This is a genomic window from Streptomyces sp. NPDC058955 (assembly GCF_042741435.1).
Taxonomy (GTDB): domain Bacteria; phylum Actinomycetota; class Actinomycetes; order Streptomycetales; family Streptomycetaceae; genus Streptomyces.
In genome coordinates this window covers 48182-70224 of the sequence record NZ_JBHYKM010000025.1, presented here as the reverse complement: position 1 = coordinate 70224, position 22043 = coordinate 48182, and the positions used below count along the sequence as shown (strand labels likewise).

At 73.9% G+C, this 22043-nt stretch carries 20 protein-coding genes and 1 pseudogene; 5 read left to right on the top strand and 16 right to left on the bottom strand.

Annotation, left to right across the window (positions count from 1 at the left end; translation table 11 throughout):
* Positions 1–118: 118 nt before the first annotated feature.
* The 16 genes and pseudogenes from ACFW1I_RS12990 to ACFW1I_RS12915 all read right to left on the bottom strand — a co-directional run.
* Positions 119–2242: a PQQ-dependent sugar dehydrogenase gene (locus ACFW1I_RS12990; RefSeq protein ID WP_384669301.1), complete on the bottom strand. Its 2124-nt coding sequence runs from the start codon at positions 2240–2242 to the stop codon at positions 119–121.
* Positions 2243–2281: 39 nt separating this feature from the next.
* Positions 2282–3442 (bottom strand): sugar phosphate isomerase/epimerase family protein, encoded by a 1161-nt coding sequence (locus tag ACFW1I_RS12985; RefSeq protein WP_384669299.1) that lies wholly within the window; start codon positions 3440–3442, stop codon positions 2282–2284.
* Between the two features lie 97 nt (positions 3443–3539).
* Positions 3540–4943, bottom strand: coding sequence for an alkaline phosphatase family protein (locus ACFW1I_RS12980; RefSeq protein ID WP_384669298.1), 1404 nt, complete (start codon positions 4941–4943; stop codon positions 3540–3542).
* Positions 4940–6109 carry a metabolite traffic protein EboE gene (gene eboE / locus ACFW1I_RS12975; protein WP_384669297.1) on the bottom strand — a complete coding sequence of 390 codons (1170 nt, stop codon included), beginning with the start codon at positions 6107–6109 and terminating at the stop codon, positions 4940–4942. Before eboE ends, ACFW1I_RS12980 begins: the two co-directional genes overlap by 4 nt.
* Before the next feature lie 10 nt (positions 6110–6119).
* Complete coding sequence (locus ACFW1I_RS12970; protein ID WP_384669295.1) at positions 6120–6968, bottom strand: TatD family hydrolase; 849 nt, start codon at positions 6966–6968, stop codon at positions 6120–6122.
* Positions 6968–7603, bottom strand: coding sequence for an EboA domain-containing protein (locus tag ACFW1I_RS12965; RefSeq protein WP_384669294.1), 636 nt, complete (start codon positions 7601–7603; stop codon positions 6968–6970). The genes ACFW1I_RS12970 and ACFW1I_RS12965 overlap by 1 nt, the downstream gene beginning before the upstream one ends.
* Positions 7597–8475: a sugar phosphate isomerase/epimerase family protein gene (locus ACFW1I_RS12960; protein ID WP_384669292.1), complete on the bottom strand. Its 879-nt coding sequence runs from the start codon at positions 8473–8475 to the stop codon at positions 7597–7599. Before ACFW1I_RS12960 ends, ACFW1I_RS12965 begins: the two co-directional genes overlap by 7 nt.
* Positions 8472–9485: an SCO3242 family prenyltransferase gene (locus ACFW1I_RS12955; protein WP_384669316.1), complete on the bottom strand. Its 1014-nt coding sequence runs from the start codon at positions 9483–9485 to the stop codon at positions 8472–8474. Before ACFW1I_RS12955 ends, ACFW1I_RS12960 begins: the two co-directional genes overlap by 4 nt.
* Before the next feature lie 26 nt (positions 9486–9511).
* Entirely contained in the window at positions 9512–10630 is a 1119-nt protein-coding gene (locus tag ACFW1I_RS12950; protein WP_384669290.1) for an inositol-3-phosphate synthase, read from the bottom strand.
* A gap of 423 nt (positions 10631–11053) precedes the next feature.
* A complete protein-coding gene (locus ACFW1I_RS12945) occupies positions 11054–12061 on the bottom strand; it encodes a sugar phosphate isomerase/epimerase family protein (protein ID WP_384669288.1) in 1008 nt (335 codons plus the stop codon).
* Positions 12062–12091: 30 nt separating this feature from the next.
* Positions 12092–13324: a Gfo/Idh/MocA family protein gene (locus ACFW1I_RS12940; protein WP_384669286.1), complete on the bottom strand. Its 1233-nt coding sequence runs from the start codon at positions 13322–13324 to the stop codon at positions 12092–12094.
* 79 nt (positions 13325–13403) lie between these two features.
* Positions 13404–14447 carry a substrate-binding domain-containing protein gene (locus tag ACFW1I_RS12935; protein ID WP_384669285.1) on the bottom strand — a complete coding sequence of 348 codons (1044 nt, stop codon included), beginning with the start codon at positions 14445–14447 and terminating at the stop codon, positions 13404–13406.
* Between the two features lie 85 nt (positions 14448–14532).
* The gene (locus ACFW1I_RS12930) at positions 14533–15564 is read right to left on the bottom strand and encodes an ABC transporter permease (RefSeq protein WP_384669284.1); all 1032 of its coding nucleotides are present in this window, start codon (positions 15562–15564) and stop codon (positions 14533–14535) included.
* Positions 15561–17108, bottom strand: coding sequence for a sugar ABC transporter ATP-binding protein (locus ACFW1I_RS12925; RefSeq protein WP_384669282.1), 1548 nt, complete (start codon positions 17106–17108; stop codon positions 15561–15563). Before ACFW1I_RS12925 ends, ACFW1I_RS12930 begins: the two co-directional genes overlap by 4 nt.
* Before the next feature lie 385 nt (positions 17109–17493).
* The gene (locus tag ACFW1I_RS12920) at positions 17494–18675 is read right to left on the bottom strand and encodes an ROK family transcriptional regulator (RefSeq protein WP_346169116.1); all 1182 of its coding nucleotides are present in this window, start codon (positions 18673–18675) and stop codon (positions 17494–17496) included.
* A gap of 258 nt (positions 18676–18933) precedes the next feature.
* Positions 18934–19496: pseudogene (locus ACFW1I_RS12915) on the bottom strand (GlxA family transcriptional regulator); the annotation flags it as partial.
* On the opposite strand from ACFW1I_RS12915, the gene ACFW1I_RS12910 reads away from it, so the two are divergent.
* From ACFW1I_RS12910 to ACFW1I_RS12890, 5 genes are all read left to right on the top strand, one after another.
* Entirely contained in the window at positions 19405–19866 is a 462-nt protein-coding gene (locus ACFW1I_RS12910; RefSeq protein WP_384669314.1) for a DUF2269 family protein, read from the top strand. The pseudogene ACFW1I_RS12915 and the gene ACFW1I_RS12910 sit on opposite strands and share 92 nt — an antisense overlap.
* Before the next feature lie 161 nt (positions 19867–20027).
* On the top strand, positions 20028–20618 hold the full coding sequence (locus ACFW1I_RS12905) for a DJ-1/PfpI/YhbO family deglycase/protease (RefSeq protein ID WP_384669280.1): 591 nt from the start codon (positions 20028–20030) through the stop codon (positions 20616–20618).
* Between the two features lie 27 nt (positions 20619–20645).
* The gene (locus ACFW1I_RS12900) at positions 20646–20834 is read left to right on the top strand and encodes a CsbD family protein (RefSeq protein ID WP_384669278.1); all 189 of its coding nucleotides are present in this window, start codon (positions 20646–20648) and stop codon (positions 20832–20834) included.
* A 361-nt stretch (positions 20835–21195) separates the two neighbouring features.
* Positions 21196–21594 carry a hypothetical protein gene (locus ACFW1I_RS12895; protein WP_384669276.1) on the top strand — a complete coding sequence of 133 codons (399 nt, stop codon included), beginning with the start codon at positions 21196–21198 and terminating at the stop codon, positions 21592–21594.
* Between the two features lie 102 nt (positions 21595–21696).
* The gene (locus ACFW1I_RS12890; protein ID WP_384669274.1) at positions 21697–22020 is read left to right on the top strand and encodes a hypothetical protein; all 324 of its coding nucleotides are present in this window, start codon (positions 21697–21699) and stop codon (positions 22018–22020) included.
* The last annotated feature ends 23 nt before the right edge of the window (positions 22021–22043 follow it).

The window sequence follows — 22043 nt, the reverse complement described above, 5'->3', positions numbered from 1 at the left end:
TCTCATCCTCCCCCGCCGACGCCACCCCCCCGGGCCCCGCGCTCGCCCCGGGGCCGCCGGGGGGCCCCGCGGGGGGGGGCCCCCCCCCCCCGGGGGCCCCGCTCGGACGTGCCGCGGGTCAGTCGGCCGGGGTCAGGGCCACCTCCGCGCTGCCCGAGAGGGACGGCAGTCCCGCCGGGGGCGTGTCCTTGTACGAGGCGTTGAAGACGGCCTTCAGGTTGTCCGAGCCGGCGTGGCCGCCGTCCACGAACGTCCGGAACGAGCCCGAGCAGCCGGTGCTCGTCGACAAGGGGTGTCCGTGCGAGTCGTGGCCGAGGACGAACGAGACGGTGACCTTCGCGCAGTCGACCGGCTGGTCGTCGGTGACGTCGACCTTCCAGGTGACCGTGTCGCCCCAGTGGAACGGGGTGCCTCCGTGCGGCGCGGGGTCGGTCGTGAGGGAGACGACCGGCGCCTTGTTGCCGACGACGACCTGGACGGCGGTGGAGGCCGAGCGGCCGGTGCTGTCGGTGACCTGCAGGGTGGCCTCGAAGACGCCGTTCGTGGTGAAGGTGTGCGTGGGATCGGTCGAGGTGGAGTCCACGGTGCCGTCGGCGTCGAAGTCCCACGCGTACCGGAGCGCGTCCCCGTCGGCGTCCCGCGTGCCGGCGGCGGAGAAGCGCACCGTCAGCGGATTGACTCCGTTGACCACGTCCGCGGCGGCCTTGGGTTCCGGTGTGCGGTTGCCCCGGACGTGGTCGATGCGGGAGAGCTGGGCCTCGGGCAGTTCGGCGAAGTAGCCGGTGCCGTACTCCAGGACGTAGAGCGCGCCGTCGGGGCCGAACTCGGCGTCGATCGGCCCGTCGGTCCGGATGCCGGGGACGGCGTCCTCGATCGCGAGCACGTCGTTGCGCCTGCCGAGGGTGAGGGCCTTCAGCTGGTCGCGGGTCCACTCGTAGAAGAGCGGCTTGCCGTCGAAGGAGGCGGGCCAGCGGTTCTCGGCGGTGTTGTGCTTGTCGTACCGGTAGGCCGGGCCGCCCATGGGGCCGATGCCGCCCGTGCCGAGCTGCGGGAACTGCGCGGAGGCGCCGTAGCCGTAGACGATCTCGGCGTCCGTGACCGGCGGCAGCTCGGCCAGGCCGGTGTTGTGGCGCGAGTCGTTGACCGGGGCGGCGCAGTCGAAGGCGCCGGTGGACTTCTGGGTGGCGAAGTCGTAGTCCTGGTAGGGCTGGTCGCGGGTCACGCAGAACGGCCAGCCGTAGTTGGCGGGGCGGTCGATGACCATCCAGCGGCCCTGCCCGGCGGGTCCGCGGTCCGGGCGGGCGGTGCGGGCGTCGGGCGAGTAGTCGCCGACGTAGACGTCGCCGGTCCGCTTGTCCACCCCGAAGCGGAAGGGGTTGCGCAGGCCCATGGCGTAGATCTCGGGGCGGGTCTTCGGCGTGCCGGGCGCGAAGAGGTTGCCGTCGGGGATCGTGTAGCCGCCGTGGCGCTTGACCTTGATGCGGAGCACCTTGCCGCGCAGGTCGTCGGTGTTGCCCGAGGTGCGGCGGGCGTCGTAGACGGGGTTGCGGTCGGGGCGGTCGTCGATCGGGGCGTAGCCGTCCGAGGAGAAGGGGTTGGAGTCGTCCCCGGTCGACAGGAAGAGGTTGCCCCGGTGGTCGAAGTCGATCTTGCCGCCGACGTGGCAGCAGATGCCGCGGTCGGCGGGGATGTCGATGATCTTCTGCTCGGAGCCGTAGTCCAGCTTGTTCCCGGTGAGCTTGAACCGGGAGAGCCGGGTGTGGCCCTTGTACGGGGCGAAGTCCGCGGGCGTGCCGGTCTGCGGGGCGTCGCCCTCGTTGACGCCCGGGGTGGCGGGGTCGTCCACGGGGGTGGTGAGGCGGGGCGAGTAGTAGAGGTAGACCCAGTGGTTCCTGGCGAAGTCGGGGTCGACGGCGATGCCCTGGACGCCCTCCTCGTCGTGCTGGTAGAGCCCGGCGGGGCTCTTCTTCATGTCGGCGGCGAGGAAGTTGACGCCGCTCTTCGGGTCGTGGATGCGGATCTCGCCGGTGCGCGCGGTGTGCAGGACGCGCAGGTCGGGGAGGACGGCGAGGGCCATGGGCTCGCCGGGCCGGTCGTTGAGGGTGACCTTCTGGAAGTCCGGCGCGGCCGAGGGGGCCGCGTCCGGTGCGGTGGTGGCCTGGACGGGGGCCAGGGGCAGCAGCCCGATGACGCCGGCCAGCGCCGCCGTGCCCAGGAGGGTGACGATCCGTCTGTTGCGCACGCGGAACTCCTTCGCTACTCGTTCGGGGCGGGGCGCCGGTCAGCGATGGGCGCGGAGGGCGGCGAGGTTGTCGTAGCCGATGCGGGCGTACTCCAGGGACTGGCCGGGGACGGTGGCGCTCGGGGCGGTGTCCTGTTCGACCATCGGGTGGTGGCGGTTCTTCGCGCCGACCCGGGTGAAGAACCGCCGGTAGTCGATGTCGCCGGTGCCGAACGGCACCATGTCGTAGCCCAGGCCGCTCTGCGGGTTGATCACGCCGTCCTTGGCGTGGAAGAGCGGGAAGCGGGGTGTGTGGCGGACCACGAGCCCGGCCGGGTCGAAGATCTGCTCGTGCCGGGAGCCGTCGTGGGCGGTGTAGGTGTGGAACTTGTACCGGGCCACGTGGGCCCAGAAGACGTCGAGTTCCAGGTGGACGCTTCTGGCGTCGCTGACCTGCAGGAAGTACTCCAGCTTCCGGATGCCGGAGCTGCGGGTCGGCCGGCCCTGGGCGTCGAGCGGACCGCCGTCCAGGAGGAAGTCGTAGGCGCTGTCGTGGTTGTGGGTGTAGAGCTTGATCCCTTCCCGGGCGGCGAGGGCGCCCAGGGTGTTCCACTTGTCGGCGGCGACGTCCCAGTCGGCGCGGTAGGGGCTGTTGGTGGGGTCGCCGCCGGTGCCCATGTGCTCCATGCCGAGGATGTTCGCGATCTCCAGGGCCCGCCGGAAGGCGTCCAGGTCGGCCGGGGTGAGCGGCCAGGAGCTCGGGATGAAGCCGTGGCTGCCCTGGGCGCGCAGCCCGTACTCGTCGAGCCAGGAGCGCATCAGCCGGGCGCCCTCGACGGTGCCGAGGTCCGCGCCGCCGGGGGCGTTGGCGTGCTGGCGGTAGCCGGCGAACTCCACCTGCCGGTAGCCGTACCGGGACAGCTGCCGGAACACCTCGCGGAAGCCGGACGGCAGGTCGGAGGCGAGCGGGTCGCGCGCCACGGCGTCCCGGACGGTGTAGAGGATCAGTCCGCGCCTGTCCGGGGGGACGAGGGCGGAGCGGCCGTGGTCGCCGGCCGTCTCGGGCGCCTCCTGCGCCAGGGCGGGCGAGGCGCCGAAGACGGGGGCGGCGATGGCGACGGCCGCGGTGGCCGTGCAGGTGCTGAGGAAGCGGCGGCGGCTGACGCCGAGGGTGCGGCGCAGCTCGTCGGCGGCGGTGTTCTCTTCGGGGGACGTGGTCACGGCGTTCTCGCTTTCGTGGTGACGGAGGTGCGGGGGTACGGGTGCGTTTCGGGCGTGCCGGAGCGCTCGGGGTCGGTACGGGGAGCGGGGCGGCGGCTCAGGAGAGGCCGGCGAGCCGCAGGAGGAGCGGCTTCACGTCGGTGGCCGCGGTGCGGCCGGGCAGGGCGCCGGGGGTGGAGCAGAGGATGAGCGGGCCGTCCGCGTCGTTCGCGGGCAGGCGGCCGTGGCTGCCGCGGACGGGTGACGGGTCCAGCGGCACGACCGCCACGCGGTAGCGCAGGCCGGCCTTCTTGCGGGCGACGGCGGCCGCGGCCTTGAGCCGTACGTAGGGGTCCTGGGGGTCCATGAACAGTTCGGCCGGGTCGTAGCCGGGTTTGCGGTGGATCTCGACGAGCCGGGCGAAGTCGGGGGCGCGCGCGTCGTCCAGCCAGTAGTAGTACGTGAACCAGGCGTCGGGTTCGGCGACGGCGACCAGCTCGCCGGAGCGGGGGTGGTCGAGGCCATGTGCCTTCTTTCCCTCGTCGTCGAGGAGTCGCTCGACGCCGGGCAGGTCCCGGAGGACGGCGCGGGTGGCCGGGAGGTCCTCGGGGCGGCGGACGTAGACGTGGGCGAGCTGGTGGTCGGCGACGGCGAAGGCCCGGGAGGCCATCGGGTCGAGGTACTCCATGCCGTCCTGGGTGTGGACGTCGAGGAGTCCGGCGCGTCGCAGGGCGCGGTTGATGTCGACGGGTCGGCTGACGCGGGTGATCCCGTACTCGGACAGGGCGACGACCGTGCGGCCCTCGGCGCGGGCGTCGTCGAGCAACGGTCCGACGACCGCGTCGAGTTCGGCGGCGGCGCGGAGCGAGCGGGGGTCGTCGGGGCCGTACCGCTGGAGGTCGTAGTCGAGGTGCGGGAGGTAGCAGAGCGTCAGGTCGGGGCGGCGGGTGCGCATGATGTGGCGGGTGGCGTCGGCGATCCAGCGGCTGGAGGCGAGGGAGGCGCCCGGCCCCCAGAAGTGGAAGAGGGGGAACGTGCCGAACAGCGCGGTGAGTTCGTCGTGGAGGGCCGGCGGGCGGGTGTAGCAGTCGGGTTCCTTGCGTCCGTCGGCGTAGTAGACGGGACGAGGGGTGACGGTGATGTCGGTGTCGGCGCCCATCGCGTACCACCAGCAGATGTTGGCGACGGTGTAGCCGGGGTGGGCGCGGCGGGCGGCGTCCCAGACCTTGTCGCCGGCCACCAGGCCGTTGTGCTGGCGCCACAGCAGGACGTCGCCGAGTTCGCGGAAGTACCAGCCGTTGCCGACGATGCCGTGGTCGGAGGGGGGCGTGCCGGTGAGGAAGGTGGACTGGGCGGCGCAGGTGACGGCGGGCAGCACGGTGGACAGCGGTGCCCGCGAGCCGGCGTCGGCGAGGGCGCGGAGTCGGGGCATGTGGTCGAGGAGGCGGGGGGTGAGGCCGACGACGTCGAGGACGAGGAGGCGGGTCGGGCGCCCGTCGGCCGGGGGTTTCGCGTCGGTCACGGGAGTTCCTTCAGGCCGAGGTCGGTGAGCAGGTCGCGGGCGAGGGTGAGTTCGGCGGCGATGCCGTCGGCGAGCTGCCCGCGGGTGCGGGGCCGCGCTCCGGGCGGGAGGGCCTGCCAGGTGTACGTCTCGACCTCCAGGTGGCGGGTGCGGGGGTGGGTGCCGCCGACCAGGAGGGCCAGGGCGTCCTTGAGGACGGGGAGCGTGGAGGTGAGCGGCGGGGCGGGCGGGGCGTGCAGGGGGACGTGGAAGTGGGCGCGCCAGGGGGCGGTGTCGGGCAGGGCCTCCCCGGCGAGCGCTTCGGGCAGGTCGTCGGTGCCGCGGAGTCCCGTGGTGGTGGCCGTGCGGGTCTGGTGCAGGAAGCGCGGTTCGGCGTAGGCGGCGAGCGCGGCGCGCACCTCGGGGCGGTGGGGGTGTTCGGCGTGCAGGGCGGCGGAGAGCTGGGCCTTGGGGACGCGGACGCCGGCGGCGTCGAGTGCGGCGAGTGCCGTGGCGGGGTCCTCGAAGGAGGTCGCGAGGTGGCAGGTGTCGACGCAGACGCCGACGCGGTCACCGGGGAGGCCGGTGAGCGGTCCGAGGGCGTCGGCGGTGGTCTCCACCACGCAGCCCGGTTCGGGTTCCAGGGCGACGCGCACGGATCTGCCGGTCAGCTCCTCCAGGGCGTCGAGCCGTTCGGTCAGGGTGGTGAGGGCGGCTCGGGCGGTGGCGGCGGCGTGCTCGTCGAAGCCGGTGCGCCAGGCCAGCGGCAGGGTGGAGACGCTTCCCTCGGTGACGTCGTCGGGGAGCAGGGCGGCGAGGAGGCGGGCGAGGTCGGTGGTGTGGGCGAGGCGCTCCGGTTCGGTCCAGTCGGGGCGGTAGACGCGGTGCTTGACCGCCTCCGCGCCGAAGCCCTCGTAGGGGAAGCCGTTGAGGGTGACGACTTCGAGGCCGCGGCGGTCCAGTTCGGTGCGGAGGCCGCGCAGGGTGACCGGGTCGGCGGCCAGGGCCTGGGTGGCGTCCCTGGCGAGCCAGAGTCCGATGCCGAGCCGGTCGCGGCCGAGACGTCGGCGCACCGGCTCGCAGTGGTCGCGGAGCTGGGCGAGGACGCCGTCGAGGGTCTCGGCGGGGTGGACGTTGGTGCAGTAGGAGAGGTGGACGAGGGTGCCGTCCGGGTGGCGGAAGCGCACGGGCCCCTCCTCATTCCCCGCCGCGCAGCACGGAGTTGCCCTCGTGCAGCGCACCCGGGGCGGGCACGTCGAGCCGGAGCCGGCCGCTGAGTCCGTAGAAGGCGGCCGGGTTGCGCCACAGGACCCGGTCGACGTCGTCGGCGGTGAAACCGGTGGCGAGCATGGCGTCGGCGACCTCGCGGGTCTTCAGCGGATCGCTCCTGCCCCAGTCGGCGGCGGAGTTGACGAGGATCCTGTCGGTGCCGAAGGTCCGCAGGACGGCCACCATGCGGTCCGTGTCCATCTTGGTGTCGGGGTAGACGGAGAAGCCGAGCCAGCAGCCGCTGTCCGCGGCGGCGGCGACGGTCGTCTCGTTGAGGTGGTCGAGGAGGGTCCGCTCGACGGGCAGGGCCGACTCGCGGACGACGTCGAGGGTCCGGTGGAGTCCGGCGAGCTTGTCCCGGTGGGGGGTGTGGACGAGGGCGGGCAGGCCGTGGTCGGCGGCGAGCTGGAGCTGGGCGGCGAGGGCGGTGTCCTCGGCGGGGGTCATCGCGTCGTAGCCGATCTCGCCGACGGCGACGACGGAGTCCTTGACGAGGTAGCGGGGCAGCTCGTCGAGGACGGGCGCGCAGCGCGGGTCGTTGGCCTCCTTGGGGTTGAGCGCGATCGCGCAGTGGTGGGCGATGCCGTACTGGGCGGCGCGGAACGGCTCCCAGCCGAGCAGCGCGTCGAAGTAGTCGAGGAAGCTGGCGGGCGAGGTGCGCGGCTGGCCGAGCCAGAAGGCCGGTTCGACCACGGCGCGGACGCCCGCCGCGTACATCGCCTCGTAGTCGTCGGTGGTGCGTGACGTCATGTGGATGTGCGGGTCGAAGATGCGCATCACGGCTCCTCGGTCGGTACGCCGGTCAGGGTCAGGGCGTGGCGGAGGTCGCGCGGGACCTCCCGGCCCGCGGCGGTGCGTTCGGCGGCGTGGGCGGCGAGCATGCGGGCGAGTTCGGCGTCGCCGGCCGCCCGTCGCGGCAGGTCGGCCACGGCGCTCAGCGGGACGCCGGTGAAGAGGCACTTCAGCACGGCGTGGCGCCAGGCGTGCGGGGCCAGGTGGGCCGCGGCGTAGGGGCCGACGGCGGCGGCGATCAGCCGGGTGTCGTGCGTGCGCAGGGCGTCGTCGACGAGGGGGGTGGCGTGCGGGCCGTCGACGAGGGCGGGCAGCGCGTGGAGCACGGCGCGGCGCTCGGCGGCGCTGCCTTCGCGGTAGAGGAGGGTCAGCGTCTCCGTGCCGGCGCGGGCCTCGACCAGCAGCAGGGTCCGTACGGCGTCCGCGGCGTCCTGTCCGCAGTGCCGGCCGGCGGTGACGAAGCGCAGCTGCCAGGCGGGACGTGGAGCGATGCTCGCCTCCGGTGCTGTCGCCGCGCCGGTGGCCTCGGCCAGGGCCTCGGCGAACCAGCCGCGGGCGTGGTCGTCGGGGAGCCGGGCCTCGACGTCGGCTCGGGTCCGGGACGGTGCCGGCGTCAGCATGCCGATGCTCCCTGCGCGGCGACGGCGGCGGCCGCACGGAGGAACGCGACGGATTCCGCGGCCAGTTGCGGGCCGGCGTGGGAGTGCCGGGGCAGTTCCACGACGGTGAGGCCCTGGTATCCGGTGGCGGCGAGGGCGTCGAGGACGGGCGGGAAGTCGATCTCGCCCTCGCCGAACGGCAGGTGCTCGTGCACCCCGCGCCGCATGTCCTCGATCTGCACGTGCCGCAGCCAGGGTGCCGCCTCCCGGACGCACGCGGCGGGCGGCGCCGCCTCCAGGCACTGGCAGTGGCCGATGTCGAGGGTGAGGCCGAGGGGCGCGGGGTCGCCGAGTGCGGCGCGCAGCCGGTGGAAGTCGTCGAGGGTGGCGAGGAGGTGTCCGGGCTCGGGTTCGATCGCGAGCGGCACGCCCGCGTCGGCGGCGGCGTCGAGCACCGGCGCCAGCGCGTCCGTGAGGCGCCGCCAGGCCGTGGCGTCGTCGGTGTGCGGCGGGGTGACGCCGCTGAAGCAGTGCACGGCGTGCGCCCCGAGGTCGGCCGCGACGCCGACCGCCGTGAGCAGGAGGCGGACCCGGGCGGCGCGGTCCCGCGGGTCGGCGTCGAGCAGCGAGGGGCCGTGCTTGCGGCGCGGGTCGAGCACGTACCGCGCCCCGGTCTCGACGGTCGCGGTGAGTCCGAGCGCGCCGAGCCGGCGGGCGACCCGGGCGGTGCGGGCGGCGAGGCCGGGCGCGAGCGGGTCCAGGTGCATGTGGTCGAGCGTGATCCCGACGCCGTCGTAGCCGAGGTCCGCGAGCAGCCCGAGGGCGTCGTCGAGACGGAGGTCGGTGAGCCCGTTGGTGCCGTACCCGAGGCAGAGTCTCCGCGGTGCGCTCATGTGGCGCTCACCTTCCGTGCGAGGCTGCGGGCGAGGGGGGCGAGCCCCAGCAGGCCGATCCCGGTGCCGGCCGCCCCGGCGCGGGCCGCGAGCGCGGCCTGGAGCGGGATCATGGCGCGGATCCCGCCGCCGACGGCGCGCCGGGTCAGGGGCGGGGACGGGTGGAGCGCGGCGTGGAACAGGGGCACCGCGGTGGTGCCGAGGTACAGGGCGGCGGGCAGCAGCGGTACGAGCGCCGCCCGGCCGCCCGGCGCACGGAGCGCGCCGAGGGCGGTGACGGCCCCGAGCGCGGACGTCGCGGCGAGGGCGCCGAGCGGTGCGAGCGTCGAACCGCCCCGCGCCTCGTGCCGGGACACGGCGGTGACGGCGTACGTGTGCGCGGCGAGCGCGGCCGCGGGCGCCGCCACCCGGAGTCCGGTGCGCGCCGCCGCACCGCCTCGCGCGACCGGCGCGGACGTGGTGGGGCCGGGGGCGCGCCGGCCGGGCACCGTGACGGCGGTCCGGTTCGGTGCGGTGCCCGTGGCCGTCGCGCCCAGGACGAGGTCGAGGGCGCGGGCGGCGGCCATGGCGGCCGGGGCGGCGGGGGTGTGCTTGAGGCGGAGGTCGTAGGCCCACACCGTGCCGGCCAGGGCGGTGGCGACGGTGAGGGCCGGGCGGCCGGCGCGGGAGGCCAGGGCGAGGCCGGCGGCGGTCAGGAGGCCGGCCGCGCCGAGCGCCTCGGCGGGCGCGATCCGGCCGGAGGGGAGGGGGCGGTGGGGGCGGTCGACGGCGTCCTCCTCGCGGTCGGCCCAGTCGTTGAGCGCCATGCCCGCCTCGTACAGGCAGAGCGACGCGCCGACCGCGTACGCCGTCCCCCGACCGGGCCGCAGGCCGACGGCCGCGGCGCCGGCGAGCGCGTCCCCGGGCACGCTGAACAGCGCGGAGACGCGCAGCAGTTCGGCCCAGGCCCGGATCCGGCCCCGGGGCGACGCGAGACCGGCAGCGGGCGCGGTGCCGGGGCGGGAGGGCACGGACCGGTGCGGGCGGGCGGGGCGCGTCACCGCGCCTCCCGCAGGCGGGCGGCGAAGGCCAGCAGCTCGGCGTACTGTTCCGCGAGGCCGCTGGGCCCGCCGTCCGGGTCCTTGAAGTAGAAGCCGAGTTCCGGGAGCGGTCCGGCGAGCCCGGCTTCGTGGGCGCGGGCGACCAGGCGGGCCAGGTCGAGGACGAGGGGTGCGGCGAGGGCGGAGTCGCAGCCCTGCCAGATGGTCTGGAGGACCATCCGCGATCCGAGGAAGCCCTCGAAGGCGATGTGGTCCCAGGCCGTCTTCCAGTCGCCGAGCGCGGGGACGTCGTCGATGTGGACGCGGCCCTCCGGCCGGTGGCCGAGCGTCTCGGTGAGGACGCGTTCCTTGCCCGCGTTCTTCGCCGCCGCGGCGGCGGGGTCGGCCAGCGTCGCCCCGTCCCCGCCGCCCAGCAGGTTGGTGCCGGACCAGGCCCGTACGTCGAGGGCCCGCTGGACGAACATCGGGGCGAGCACGGAGCGCAGCAGCGTCTGGCCGGTCTTGCCGTCGCGGCCCGCGTGGGGCAGCCCGGCGGCGGTCGCGGCGGCCGAGAGGTCCGGGGTGCGCAGCCCGGTGGACGGGGTGAAGTCGACGTACGGGCAGCCGGCCCGCAGGGCCGCGGCGGCGTAGAGGGAGCTGGGCGGCAGGCGTGCGGCGTCGGGCGCCGGCGGCGGCTCGGTGCTGGAGACGTTGACGACGACCACACGTGCCAGGGCGTGGCGCCCGCGGAAGGAGACGAGGTCGGCGGCGAGGTCGGCGACCAGCTCGGCGTCGGTGCGGGGGTCGTCCGGGAGGGGGCCGCCGGTGCGTATCTCCTCGTCGGCGGCGGCGAGTTCGGCGTGGACGGCGTCGGCGAGACCGTGCGGGAGCACGCCGGCGCCGGTGAGCTGCTCGGCGCGCTTGGGGAGCGGGGAGGTCGCGATGTCGTGGCCGCCGAAGACGAGCGCGGCCAGGGACGGCAGCCCGGTGCCGGCGAACGCGGGTGTCTCGGTGACCATGCCGGTCGCCGGGTGGAGTCCGGCGCGGACGGCGGCGCATCCGGCGACGGCCGTGGTCGCGACGGAGCCGCGTGCTCCGGCGAACCAGACTCCGGTGCGTGCGTGGGTGTCAGTCACGGGCTGCCTCCTGCCAGGTCGTTGGGTGCGTGGGTGGAGGGCTGGGGTGGGGTGCGGCGCCCCTGCGGTGCGGGGCGGCGGGCGGTGCGGGCCGCCCGGCGGTGGGGTGCGAGGGGCGGGGTGCGAGGGGCGGGGTGCGGGGCGGACGCGCCGTGCGGGGCGGGGCCCTTGCCCGACTTCGAGCGGTGCGGGGTGGGGGCGGGCCGGGAAGGGGGGTGGTCGCTCGCGGGCCGGCGGAGCGGCGGGAGGCGAGGGTCCGCGGTGGTGGTGGTGATGTGAGGGGACCGTAGCCGCCTTCGTCCGTGGCCGAAAGCCCTTGCGCAGCAGATCGGTCGAACTTTCTCCCGTGTCGGGACAAAGCCGTGTGCGGGCAGGCCGGACCGCCCGGTGGCGCCCCTCGCCACCGGGCCGGGCCGGGAGGTTCTACCGGTCGCCGCCGGAGAACGCCGCGTCGAACGAGGCGGACGGCGGGTCGAAGTCGAACCGCTTCAGATGGGCCAGCGCCTCCGGCGCGCCGGTGAGCCGGTCCATCCCGGCGTCCTCCCACTCGACGGACACGGGGCCCTGGTAGCCGATGGACCGCAGCATGCGGAAGACGTCCTCCCAGGGCACGTCCCCGTGTCCGGCGGACACGAAGTCCCAGCCGCGCCTCGGGTCGCCCCACGGCAGGTGGGAGCCGAGCCGGCCGTTGCGCCCGTCGAGGCGTTTGCGCGCCTCCTTGCAGTCGACGTGGTAGATCCGGTCCCGGAAGTCGTACAGGAAGCCGACCGGGTCGAGGTCCTGCCAGACGAAGTGGCTGGGGTCGAAGTTCAGCCCGAAGGCCGGTCGGTGGTCCACCGCCTCCAGGGCGCGACGCGTCGTCCAGTAGTCGTAGGCGATCTCCCCGGGGTGGACCTCGTGGGCGAAGCGGACCCCCTCGGCATCGAAGACGTCGAGGATCGGGTTCCACCGCTCGGCGAAGTCCTCGTACCCGCGCTCGACCATGCGCTCCGGCACGGGCGGGAACATGGCCACCAGGTGCCAGATGGAGGAGCCGGTGAAGCCGACGACGGTGTCGACGCCGAAGGCGGCCGCGGCGCGCGCGGTGTCCCGCATCTCGGCGGCGGCCCGCCGCCGCACGCCCTCGGGTTCGCCGTCGCCCCAGATCCGGGCCGGCAGGATGCCCTGGTGCCGCTCGTCGATCGGGTGGTCGCAGACGGCCTGGCCCACGAGGTGGTTGGAGATCGCGAAGCACGTCAGGCCGTACTTGTCGAGCAGGGCGTGCCGGCCGGCCAGGTACGACGGGTCGGCAAGCGCCTTGTCGACCTCGAAGTGGTCGCCCCAGCAGGCGAGTTCGAGGCCGTCGTAGCCGAAGTCGCGGGCGAGCCGGCAGACCTCCTCCAGCGGCAGGTCGGCCCACTGGCCGGTGAAGAGCGTGAACGGACGCGGCATGAAGCCTCCAAGCGGGGTGCGGGCGGTTCTCTAGCGGACCTCGGCGGGCACTTCCTGGACGGGGGTGTAGACGGCGTTCTTCCGGGCGCTCTCCTCGACCGCGGCGAGCACCCGCTGGACCAGCAGCCCGTCGGCGAAGGACGGCGAGGGTTCGGTGCCGGCGCCGATCGCGGCCACCAGGTCGCGGGCCTGGTGGGTGAAGGTGTGCTCGTAGCCGAGGGCGTGGCCGGGCGGCCACCACGCCTCCAGGTAGGGGTGCTCGGCCTCGGTGACGAGAATCCGCCGGAAGCCCGCGGTGACGGCGGGCTCGCGGTGGTCGTGGAAGGAGAGCTCGTTGAGCCGCTCCAGGTCGAAGGCGAGCGAGCCCAGCTCCCCGTTGATCTCCAGCCTGAGCTGGTTCTTGCGGCCGGAGGCCATCCGGCTCGCCTCGAAGGTGGCGAGCGCGCCCGAGGCGAGCCGTGCGGTGAAGACGGCCGCGTCGTCGACGGTCACCGGTCCGCGCGGGGCACCGGTGACGACCTGGCCGGACGGCACTGCGAGTCCGGCGGCCGCGGCGGTGAGCCGGGGCCGTTCCCGTACGAAGGTCTCCGTCTGGGCGGACACCCCGACGACGGACTCTCCCGCCAGGTACTGCGCGAGGTCGACGATGTGCGCCCCGAGATCGCCCAGCGCCCCCGACCCGGCGTGCTCGCGCTCCAGCCGCCAGGTCAGCGGGAAGTCGGGGTCGACCAGCCAGTCCTGCAGGTAGGTCACCCGGACGTGCCGCAGGGTGCCGAGCCGCCCCTCGGCGATGAGCCGTCGGGCGTACGAAAGGGCGGGCACACGCCGGTAGTTGAAGCCGACCATCGCCACCTGGCCGCGGGCCCGGGCGGCCTCGGCGGCGGCGGCCATGGCCTCCGCCTCGGCCACCGAGTTGGCGAGCGGCTTCTCGCACAGGACGTGCTTGCCGGCCTCCAGGGCCGCGATGGCGATCTCCGCATGGCTGTCCCCCGGGGTGCAGATGTCGACGAGCTGGACGTCGTCCCGGGCGATCAGGGCACGCCAGTCCGTCTCCGCCGCCGCCCAGCCGTGCCGCCGGGCGGCGGCCCGGACGGCGTCCCCCTCCCGGCCCGCGATCGCCGCGAGCACGGGCCGCAGCGGCAGGTCGAACACCCGGCTCACATTGCGCCAGCCCTGGGAGTGCGCGGCGCCCATGAACGCGTACCCCACCATGCCGACGCCGAGTCCGGGCGGCGCGGTCGCGTCACTGTCCCGCTGTTCCATACGGTTCCTCCTGGTCGGAGAGTCACTGACTCGTCGGTGTGCTGCGGGGCCGGGCATCCCCCCGGGAGCCCGGACCCGGTCAGTTGAAGCCGGTGGGCAGGTAGTCGTCGACGTTCTCCTTGGTGACGACGGCGGAGTAGAGGGTCAGCGAGGACGGGATCTCCAGTTCCGCCAGACCGCCCACGCCCTTGCCCTGCCCGAGGGCCCGGGCCAGGTCGATGGCGGAAGCGGCCATCGTCGGCGGGTAGAGGACGGTGGCCTTGAGGACGCCGGTGCCGGCCTTGATGGCGTCCATCGCCGACTTGGCCCCGGCGCCGCCGACCATCAGGAAGTCGTCCCGGCCTGCCTGCGCGATGGCGCGGAGCGCGCCGACGCCCTGGTCGTCGTCGTGGTTCCACAGCGCGTCGAACGCGGGCTGTGCCTGCAGGAGTTGGGCCATCTTGGCCTGGCCGGACTCGACGGTGAAGTCGGCGGCCTGGCGGGCGACCTTGGTGATGTTGGGGTAGTTCTTCAGGGCGTCGTCGAAGCCCTGGGTGCGCTGCCGGGTGAGTTCGAGGTTGTCCAGGCCGGCGAGTTCGACGACCTTGGCGTTCGGCTTGTCCTTGAGCTGTTCGCCGATGTAGGTGCCGGCGTTGAGCCCCATGCCGTAGTTGTCGCCGCCGATCCAGCAGCGGTACGCCTGCGGGGAGGCCAAGACGCGGTCCAGGTTGACGACGGGGATGCCGGCCCGCATCGCCTGGAGGCCGACCTGGGTGAGCGCCTTGCCGTCGGCGGGCAGGATGACGAGGACGTCGACCTTCTTGTTGATGAGGGTCTGCACCTGACCGATCTGGGCGGCGGTGTCGTTGGAGCCCTCGGTGATCTCCAGGGTGACGTCGGAGTACTTCGCGGCGCGGGACTTGGCGTTCTGGTTGATGGCGTTGAGCCAGCCGTGGTCGGCCTGGGGTCCGGCGAAGCCGACGGTGACGTGCTTGCCGGGCTTGTCGTCGGCGGCCGGGGCGTTGCCGGCCGGCTGTGCCTGCTGCTTGGGCTCGTTGCTGGTGCAGGCGGTCAACAGCGCTCCGGCGGAGACGGCGGCGGTGCCGAACAGAAGTCCTCTGCGGCTGGGGGCGGTTCGGGACATGGCGGATCAACCCTTCGGCTGGGCGGGGCGGGTCGGCTCGGATCGGCCCGGGTGGACGGGAGGAGAGGGTGCGAGGGGGAGGCGGTCAGGCGTCGCCGCGCAGGGTGCGGCGCTGGACGAGGACGGCGGCCACGATGATCGCGCCCTTGGCGATCTGCTGGACCGCCGTCTCCAGGTTGTTGAGGGCGAAGATGTTGGTGATCGTCGTGAAGATCAGGACGCCGAGGACGGAGCCGACGATGGTGCCGCGTCCGCCGCTGAGGAGGGTGCCGCCGATGATGGCGGCGGCGATGGCGTCGAGTTCGTACAGGTTGCCGTTGGTGTTCTGGCCGGATCCGGCGAGGACGATGAGCATGAACGCCGCGACCCCGCAGCACAGGCCGGACAGCAGGTACAGGTACAGGCGCTGTCGGCGCACGTCGATGCCGGCGAGCCGGGCGGCTTCCGCGTTGCCGCCGACGGCGACGGTGCGGCGGCCGAACGTGGTCCGGTTGAGCAGCAGCCAACCGATGACGGTCACGGCGGCGAAGACGAGGACGAGCGGCGGGACGCCGAGCACGTACGCGTCCTTGACGCCGAGGTCGAGCACGTCGGTCACGGTCACCATCTGGGTCCTGCCGTCCGTGATCTGGAGGGCGAGACCCCGGGCGGAGGCCAGCATGGCCAGGGTCGCGATGAACGGCACCATGCCGCCGTACGCGATCAGCAGCCCGTTCACGAGACCGCAGCCGACGCCGACGAGCACCGCGGTGAAGAGGATGCCCGCGAAGCCGAACTCCTGGGTGGCCACGGTCGTCGCCCACACCGACGCGAGGGCCACGATCGCGCCGACCGACAGGTCGATGCCGCCGCTGGTGATGACGAACGTCATGCCGACGGTGACGACGCCGATGACCGACGCCTGGGTCAGGACGAGTTGGAGGTTGCTGGTGGCGAGGAAGGAGTCGGGTTGGGTGATGCCGCCGACGGCGACGAGCGCGACGAGGACGCCCAGCAGCGACAGGCTGCGCACGTCCCACCGCATCAGCGCCGGTCGGCGCGTCCCCTTCCCGGCGGTGTCGGAGGTGGCGGCGGACATCGGCGCGTCCTTCCGCGCGGCGGAGGCCTGCTGCGTCATGGCGTCGGGTTCCCTTCCATCACGAGATCGAGTACGCGGTGCTCGTCGAGCTCCCCGGCCGGCGCCGTGTGCACGACGGAGCCCTCCCGGAGCACCAGCACGCGGTCGGCGAGTCCGAGGACCTCGGGCACCTCGCTGGAGACGAGCAGCACCGCCAGTCCTTCGTCGGCGAGCCGGCGTATCACGGCGTACAGCTCCGCGCGGGCGCCGATGTCGACGCCCCGGGTCGGCTCGTCGAGCAGCAGCACCTTGCAGCCGCGCAGCAGCCAGCGGGCGAGGACGGCCTTCTGCTGGTTGCCGCCGGACAGCGTCCTGATCGCCGCGTCCGGGTCGTCGGGCCGCAGCGACAGCTCGCGCACCGCCCGGTGCGCGGCGGCGCGCTCGGCACGCCGGTCGAGCCAGCCCGCGCGGGAGTAGCGGGAGAGGGTGGCGACGGAGACGTTGGCGCCGACGGACTCCAGCATCAGCAGGGCCTGCGCCTTGCGTTCCTCGGGTGCCAGTCCGATCCCGGCCCGGACGGCGGCGCGGACGCTGCCCGGGCGCAGCGGGACGCCGTCGACGAGGACGCGGCCCCCGTCGGGCTTGCGCGCCCCGTAGATCGTCTCCAGGATCTCGCTGCGGCCGGAGCCGACCAGTCCGGCGAGACCGACGATCTCTCCGGGCCGCAGTGCGAGGTCGAGGGGGGCGAACTCGCCGCGCCGGGCAAGGCCCTCGACCTTGAGGACGGGGTCCCGGGCGGCGGTGGCGGCGTCGGTTCCGTCATGGCCTTCGCCTATGTCGGGGCGGTCGGGGAAGACGTGCTCGACCGTGCGGCCGGTCATGAGGGCGACGATGTCCCGGGTCGGGGTGGTGTCCGCCGGCAGGCCGCCGGCGACGGAGCGGCCGTCCTTCAGGACCGTGACCCGGTCGCCGATGCGGCGGATCTCCTCCAGCCGGTGGGAGATGTACACGACGGCGACGCCGTCGGCGGTGAGTTCGGCGACGATCCGGAAGAGGTTGTCGACCTCGTCGGGGTCGAGCGCGGCGGACGGCTCGTCCATCACGATGAGCCGCACCTCGTGGGAGAGCGCCCGGGCCATGGAGACGATCTGCTGCTGGGCGGCGGACAGCTCGCCGACGTGCCGGGCCGGATCGATCTCCGGGTGCCCGAGCCGCTCCAGGAGACGTCCGGCGGCCGTGCGGGCCTGGGCACCGCGCACCACGAACCCGGCGGAGGTCGGCTCGTTCCCGAGGAACACGTTCTCGGCGACGGACAGCCCGCCGACCAGGTCCAGCTCCTGGTAGATGGTGGCGATCCCCAGCCGCATGGCCGCGATCGGGGAGGTCAGGGCGACCGGCTCGCCGCCCCAGGTGATCTCGCCGCCGTCGGGCTGGTGGGCTCCGGCGAGGACCTTGATGAGGGTCGACTTGCCGGCGCCGTTCTGGCCGAGGAGGCAGTGGACCTCGCCGGCCTGGACGTCGAGGTCCACGCCGTCCAGGGCGCGGACGCCGGGGAACGACTTGGTGATGCGGTTCATCGTGAGCAGCGGTGGGCGTGATGCCATGGGGATCCCCTCGGCGGATGTGGCCGTGAGCGGGCAGGGCGAAGCGGGGCGCGGTGAGGGCGTGGGAGGAGAGGGAACGGGGCGGGCGTAGGGCTCGGGGCCCCGCGGCCTCGGACGTGCCGGCGCGTGCGGGGTGAGCGGGCATGGCTGACAGCCACGGGACCGTTGCGTGGTGCGGGGTGCGGACGCCCGGACGTGCGGTGTGCGGACGTGCGGTGACGCTGGTGGTGCGGTGAGCCGGTGACGCGGTGGTGCCGGCCGTGCGGTGATGCCGCGGTGCCGGTCGTACGGTGACGCCGTGGTGCCGGTCGTACGGTGGTACGTGCCTCGGCGTGCGGTGTGCCGCTGCCGAAGGAGTGTGGGGGCCGGGCGGGGCCCGGCCGGGTCAGGCGGGTGAGAAGACGTGGTCGCTGATGAGGCGGGCCGCGCCGATCACTCCGGCGGTGGGCCCCAACTCCCCCAGCACGATGGGGAGGTTGCCGGTCGCGAGCGGCAGCGACTGGCGGTAGACCTGGGTGCGGACGCTGGCCAGCAGGGTGTGGCCGAGCCCGGTGACACCGCCGCCGATGACGACGAGGCCCGGGTTGAAGAAGCTGACGAGCCCGGCGATGACCTGGCCGAGCCGCTGTCCGCCCTCGCGGATCAGCTCCAGGGACACGGTGTCACCCGCCGCCGCTGCCGCCGAGACGTCCGCGGCGGTCAGCTCCCCGGCCGCCTCCAGCCGCGCGGCGAGCTGCGCCGAGCGGCCCGAGCGCGCCGCGTCCTCCGCGTCGCGGGCCAGCGCCGCCCCGCTGAAGTGGGCCTCCAGGCAGCCCAGGTTGCCGCAGGCGCAGGCGCGTCCGTCCGGCTGGACCTGGATGTGCCCGATGTCGCCGGCGCTGCCCGTCGTACCGCGGTAGACCTGGCCGCCGATCACGATGCCGCAGCCGATGCCGGTGCCGATCTTGACGCAGAGGTAGTCGCCGACGGAGCGGGCGACGCCCGCGTGCTGCTCCCCCATCGCCATGAGGTTCACGTCGTTGTCGACCATCACCGGGCAGCCGAGGTCCTGGCTCAGGGCCTCGCGGACGGGGAAGCCGTCCCAGCCGGGCATGATCGGCGGCGCGACGGGGACGCCCTCGGGGAAGCGGACGGGACCGGGCACGCCGATCCCCGCGCCGTCGAAGCCCTCCGCGACCCCCGACGCCTTCAGCTTGTCCGCCATGGCCAGCACCCGCTCGAAGACGGCGACGGGCCCTTCGCGGACGTCCACGGGCTGGTTCAGGTGCCCCAGGACCTCCAGCTCGGCGTTGGTGACGGCGACGTCGATCGAGGTGGCCCCGATGTCGACCCCGAGGAATCGCAGGGCCGGGGCGAGCCGGAGGTTGTGCGAGCGGCGTCCGCCGCGCGAGGCGGCGAGCCCGTCCGCGACCACCAGCCCCGTCTCAAGCAGCCGGTCCACCTCGACCGCCAGCTTGGATCGGGAGAGGTCCACCAGATCGCCCAGCTGCGCACGGGAGTTGGGGCCTCCGTCGCGCAGCAGGCGCAGCAGCCGCGCCTGGTGCACGTTCGCGGGTCGAGCGGTCATCCGTCTCACGAATCCCTCCCCTCCCCCCGCCTCCGGTGGGGGCGCGCGTGCCGGTCTGCGGTGGCCGATCCGTCGGGCTTTCGAGAGGAACGTAGCAGCGCTTCACCGGACTGGGAACTACTTGAGCAGGAAACAGGTTCGACTTCTTCCACTCCCGGGACAAAGGGCCTCCTCCGCCGGGCGACTTCACCGGCGGCGCCCCGGTCCCCTGCTCCACCCGGGGCGTCGTCCAGCGGAACCCGCGCGCGGTGTCCCGGCTCAGCCGAACGTACGCCGGTAGGTCTGCGGACTGACGCCGGTGGTCCGCTTGAAGCGGTCCCGGAAGGCGGTCGGCGAACCGAACGCGACCTGCCCGCCGATCCGTTCGACGGAATGCGCGGTGGTCTCCAGGAGGTGCCGCGCCTGGCGGATCCGCGCCCGGTGCAGCCACTGGAGTTCTCCCGCGGCCAGTCCAGCAGCGCCTCCAGCTCGGAGCCCTGCGGCGTCGGCGTGTGGTCGTGCACGATGAACTGCGCCTGACCGCCCTCCCGTTCGAGCGGCATCACCGACAGCCGGGCCGCGTCGGCCGCCACCGTGGAGCTGTAGTCACGCCGGATCATGCGCAGGCACAGATCGAGCCCCGCGGCTGCGCCGGCCGAGGTGAGGAACTGGCCGTTGTCGACGTACAGCACGTCCGGGTCGACCTCGACGCCCGGATGGAGCGCGGCGAGCAGCCCGGCCGCCGGCCAGTTGCTGCTGTCCCTGCACGTCCTGGCCGCCATCATCGCCGTCGGCCCGGTCACCGTCGCCGCGAGCATGTTCCCCGCGACACTGCGCCGCGCCCTCGGCGACTCCCCCGAGAGCGACGCCCTGACAACCCTGCGGACCCTGCACCGGATCTGCTGCGTCTACGCGTACGTCGGCGTCGCGGTCCCCGTGTTCGGTCTCGCCACGGCCCGCAGCCTCGGCGTCCTCGGCGACACCTGGCTGATCGTCTCGATGCTGCTCACCGCGGTGGCCGCCGGGGTCCTGGGCCTGCTCGTCCTGCCCGCCCAGAACCGGGCCCTGGAGGAGGCGGCGGAGGCGACCGTGCCGTCACCCGCCTCCGTGCCGGCGGCCCGGCTCGCCATGCTCACCGGCGTCTTCAACCTGCTGTGGGCCACGGTCACCGTCCTGATGATCGTCCGCCCCGGTTCCACGAGCGGGGCGTGACCGAGCCACTACGCGCGAATGCCTCACCGTCTCGCCGGCGGCGCCGACCCGACGCCGTGACGGCGTGACGGCGTGACGGGGGGCGTTCCGACGTTTGAGCCGCCCGTGCGCGGTGAGGCGCACAGGTGACGGGGCCGCGACGACACCGGAGAGGACACATCGTGTCGCACGACGGGAAGCACGACGGAAGGCTCGAAGGACGCCATGTGCTCGTCCTCACGACGAACTACGGGACCGAGCAGGAGGAGCTGCGGAAACCGGTGGCCGTGCTGCGGGAGAACGGCGCCCGGGTCACGGTCGCGGCGCAGAAGGACGAGCCCGTACGGACCCTGGTGTCCGACCGCCGGCCCGGCGCCGACGTCACCCCGGACACGACGCTCGCGAAGGTCACAGCGGACGGGTACGACGCCGTGGTCGTACCGGGCGGCACGATCAACGCCGACCATCTGCGGACCGACACCGACGCCCGGCGCCTCGTCGCGGCCTTCGCCCAGGAGGGCAAGCCCGTGGCCGCGATCTGTCACGGACCGTGGCTCCTCGTCGACAGCGGGCTCGCCCGGGACCGCGAACTGACGTCGTACCCCTCGCTCCGCCCCGACCTGGAGAACGCCGGCGGCACCTGGCTCGACCAGGAGGTCGTCGTCGACACCGCCGGGGAACACCCCCTGATCACCTCCCGCAGGCCGCGCGACCTCGACGCCTTCGCGGCGGCGATCGTCCGCGCCCTGGAGGACGGCCGAACGGCGGCCTGACGGCCCCGACGAGAAAGGACGCGCGCCATGCGCAAGAGCGACATGCAGAAGGGCAAGGGCAAGATCAAGGAGACCGTGGGCAAGGCCACGGGTGACCGGCGAATGGAGGCGGAGGGCAAGGCCGACCGCGCGGAGGGCAAGGCGCGCGAAGCCGCCGAGAAGGTCCAGGAGGTCGCCGAGAAGGCCCGCGACGCGATGAAGCGACGGGCCTCCTGACGCTCACCTCACCTCGTCCACACACGAGACGTCGTCCGCCGACGAGCCGCCTCACTGGAGGCGCGTCGGCCCGAGGGAGGTGACGAGGACGTAGTCGAAGGGGATCGGGCCCCCTTCGACGTCCGTCGGGGTGGGCGAAGCTGCTCTCGTTCGACAGGATCACGTCGAGGCCGGGAAGGGTGTCCACGCCGTCGTCGTTCTGCTCGACGGTGTGGCCCCTTTCCGCGAAACCGACGTGCGGCAGCACTTCCACGCCGCCCGACCCTCGCTGCTCGACGCGCGCATCCGCACAGGTCAGGGCACGATACGGCCTCCGGAAAAGGGGAATGCCGAAAGATCACCCCGCATCGAGAATGGAGCCGTGCTCCCCTACGTCTACCGCGTCACCCAGTACGACCCGGTCGACCGCGACGCGTGCGGCCACTACCCCGGACCCGAGGACACGGTCAGCGACCACGGGCCGGTCGAGGCGGCCTACCTCCAGGCGGTCGCCGCGTTCGCCCGGGACGGTGGCGTCGACCGTCTCGCCGTGCGCGAACCGGGGCTCCCGTCCCTCGCGCACTTCGGCGTCGGGAAGCCGGCCGAGGGCTTCGGCCTGGACGGGCTCTTCCCGTCCGGCCCCGCCGGCTTCCACGACGGGGCGGAGGTGCCGCTCGCCGTCGGCCTCGAACTCGTGCGGGCCATGCTCAGGGACAGCGGCGCCTGGTGCCGGCTGGATGTGCCGGACTCTCCCACGCGGCACCGACAACCGGCCCCCTGACGACCTGCCTGCCGGAGGCCGAGAGCGAGGCCGTCGCCGGTGCGGTTGCGGTCGCCGGTGCGGTTGCGGTCGCCGTCGCCGTCGCCGTCGCATGATGAGCGCGTGCTTCCCGATCGACTGCTCTGGTGCGACCCTCGGCCCATTCCCCGGTTCAACCGCCAGGAACCGGTCACCACGGTCATCTGGGATCCCGGGTTCTACGAGCCGACGGACGAGGACGACTGCACGGTGTTCTCGTTCTTCTGCCAGGCGCACGATCGCTTCTACCGGCACGAGGCCTGCGCGGAGGGCCCCCATCTCGTGGCCCTGTACTGCCAGGAGCACGGGCTGGAGAACTCGTGGCCTCAGCAGATCACGCTCTGGTTCCCGGAAGGGTTCGATCCTCCGCTCACGGACGCCCAGCTCGCGTGGCTGAAGGAGCAGTGACCGTCCCGTCCGCGCCGTTCCGC

What these genes read in the sequence shown, in the direction of transcription:
- ACFW1I_RS12940 (WP_384669286.1), bottom strand. Translation starts at nt 13,324, where the DNA reads ATGGAACAGCGGGACAGTGACGCGACCGCGCCGCCCGGACTCGGCGTC.
- ACFW1I_RS12965 (WP_384669294.1), bottom strand. Translation starts at nt 7,603, where the DNA reads ATGCTGACGCCGGCACCGTCCCGGACCCGAGCCGACGTCGAGGCCCGG.
- ACFW1I_RS12920 (WP_346169116.1), bottom strand. Translation starts at nt 18,675, where the DNA reads ATGACCGCTCGACCCGCGAACGTGCACCAGGCGCGGCTGCTGCGCCTG.
- ACFW1I_RS12935 (WP_384669285.1), bottom strand. Translation starts at nt 14,447, where the DNA reads ATGTCCCGAACCGCCCCCAGCCGCAGAGGACTTCTGTTCGGCACCGCC.
- ACFW1I_RS12900 (WP_384669278.1), top strand. Translation starts at nt 20,646, where the DNA reads ATGCGCAAGAGCGACATGCAGAAGGGCAAGGGCAAGATCAAGGAGACC.
- ACFW1I_RS12925 (WP_384669282.1), bottom strand. Translation starts at nt 17,108, where the DNA reads ATGGCATCACGCCCACCGCTGCTCACGATGAACCGCATCACCAAGTCG.
- ACFW1I_RS12970 (WP_384669295.1), bottom strand. Translation starts at nt 6,968, where the DNA reads ATGCGCATCTTCGACCCGCACATCCACATGACGTCACGCACCACCGAC.
- ACFW1I_RS12945 (WP_384669288.1), bottom strand. Translation starts at nt 12,061, where the DNA reads ATGCCGCGTCCGTTCACGCTCTTCACCGGCCAGTGGGCCGACCTGCCG.
- ACFW1I_RS12930 (WP_384669284.1), bottom strand. Translation starts at nt 15,564, where the DNA reads ATGACGCAGCAGGCCTCCGCCGCGCGGAAGGACGCGCCGATGTCCGCC.
- ACFW1I_RS12960 (WP_384669292.1), bottom strand. Translation starts at nt 8,475, where the DNA reads ATGAGCGCACCGCGGAGACTCTGCCTCGGGTACGGCACCAACGGGCTC.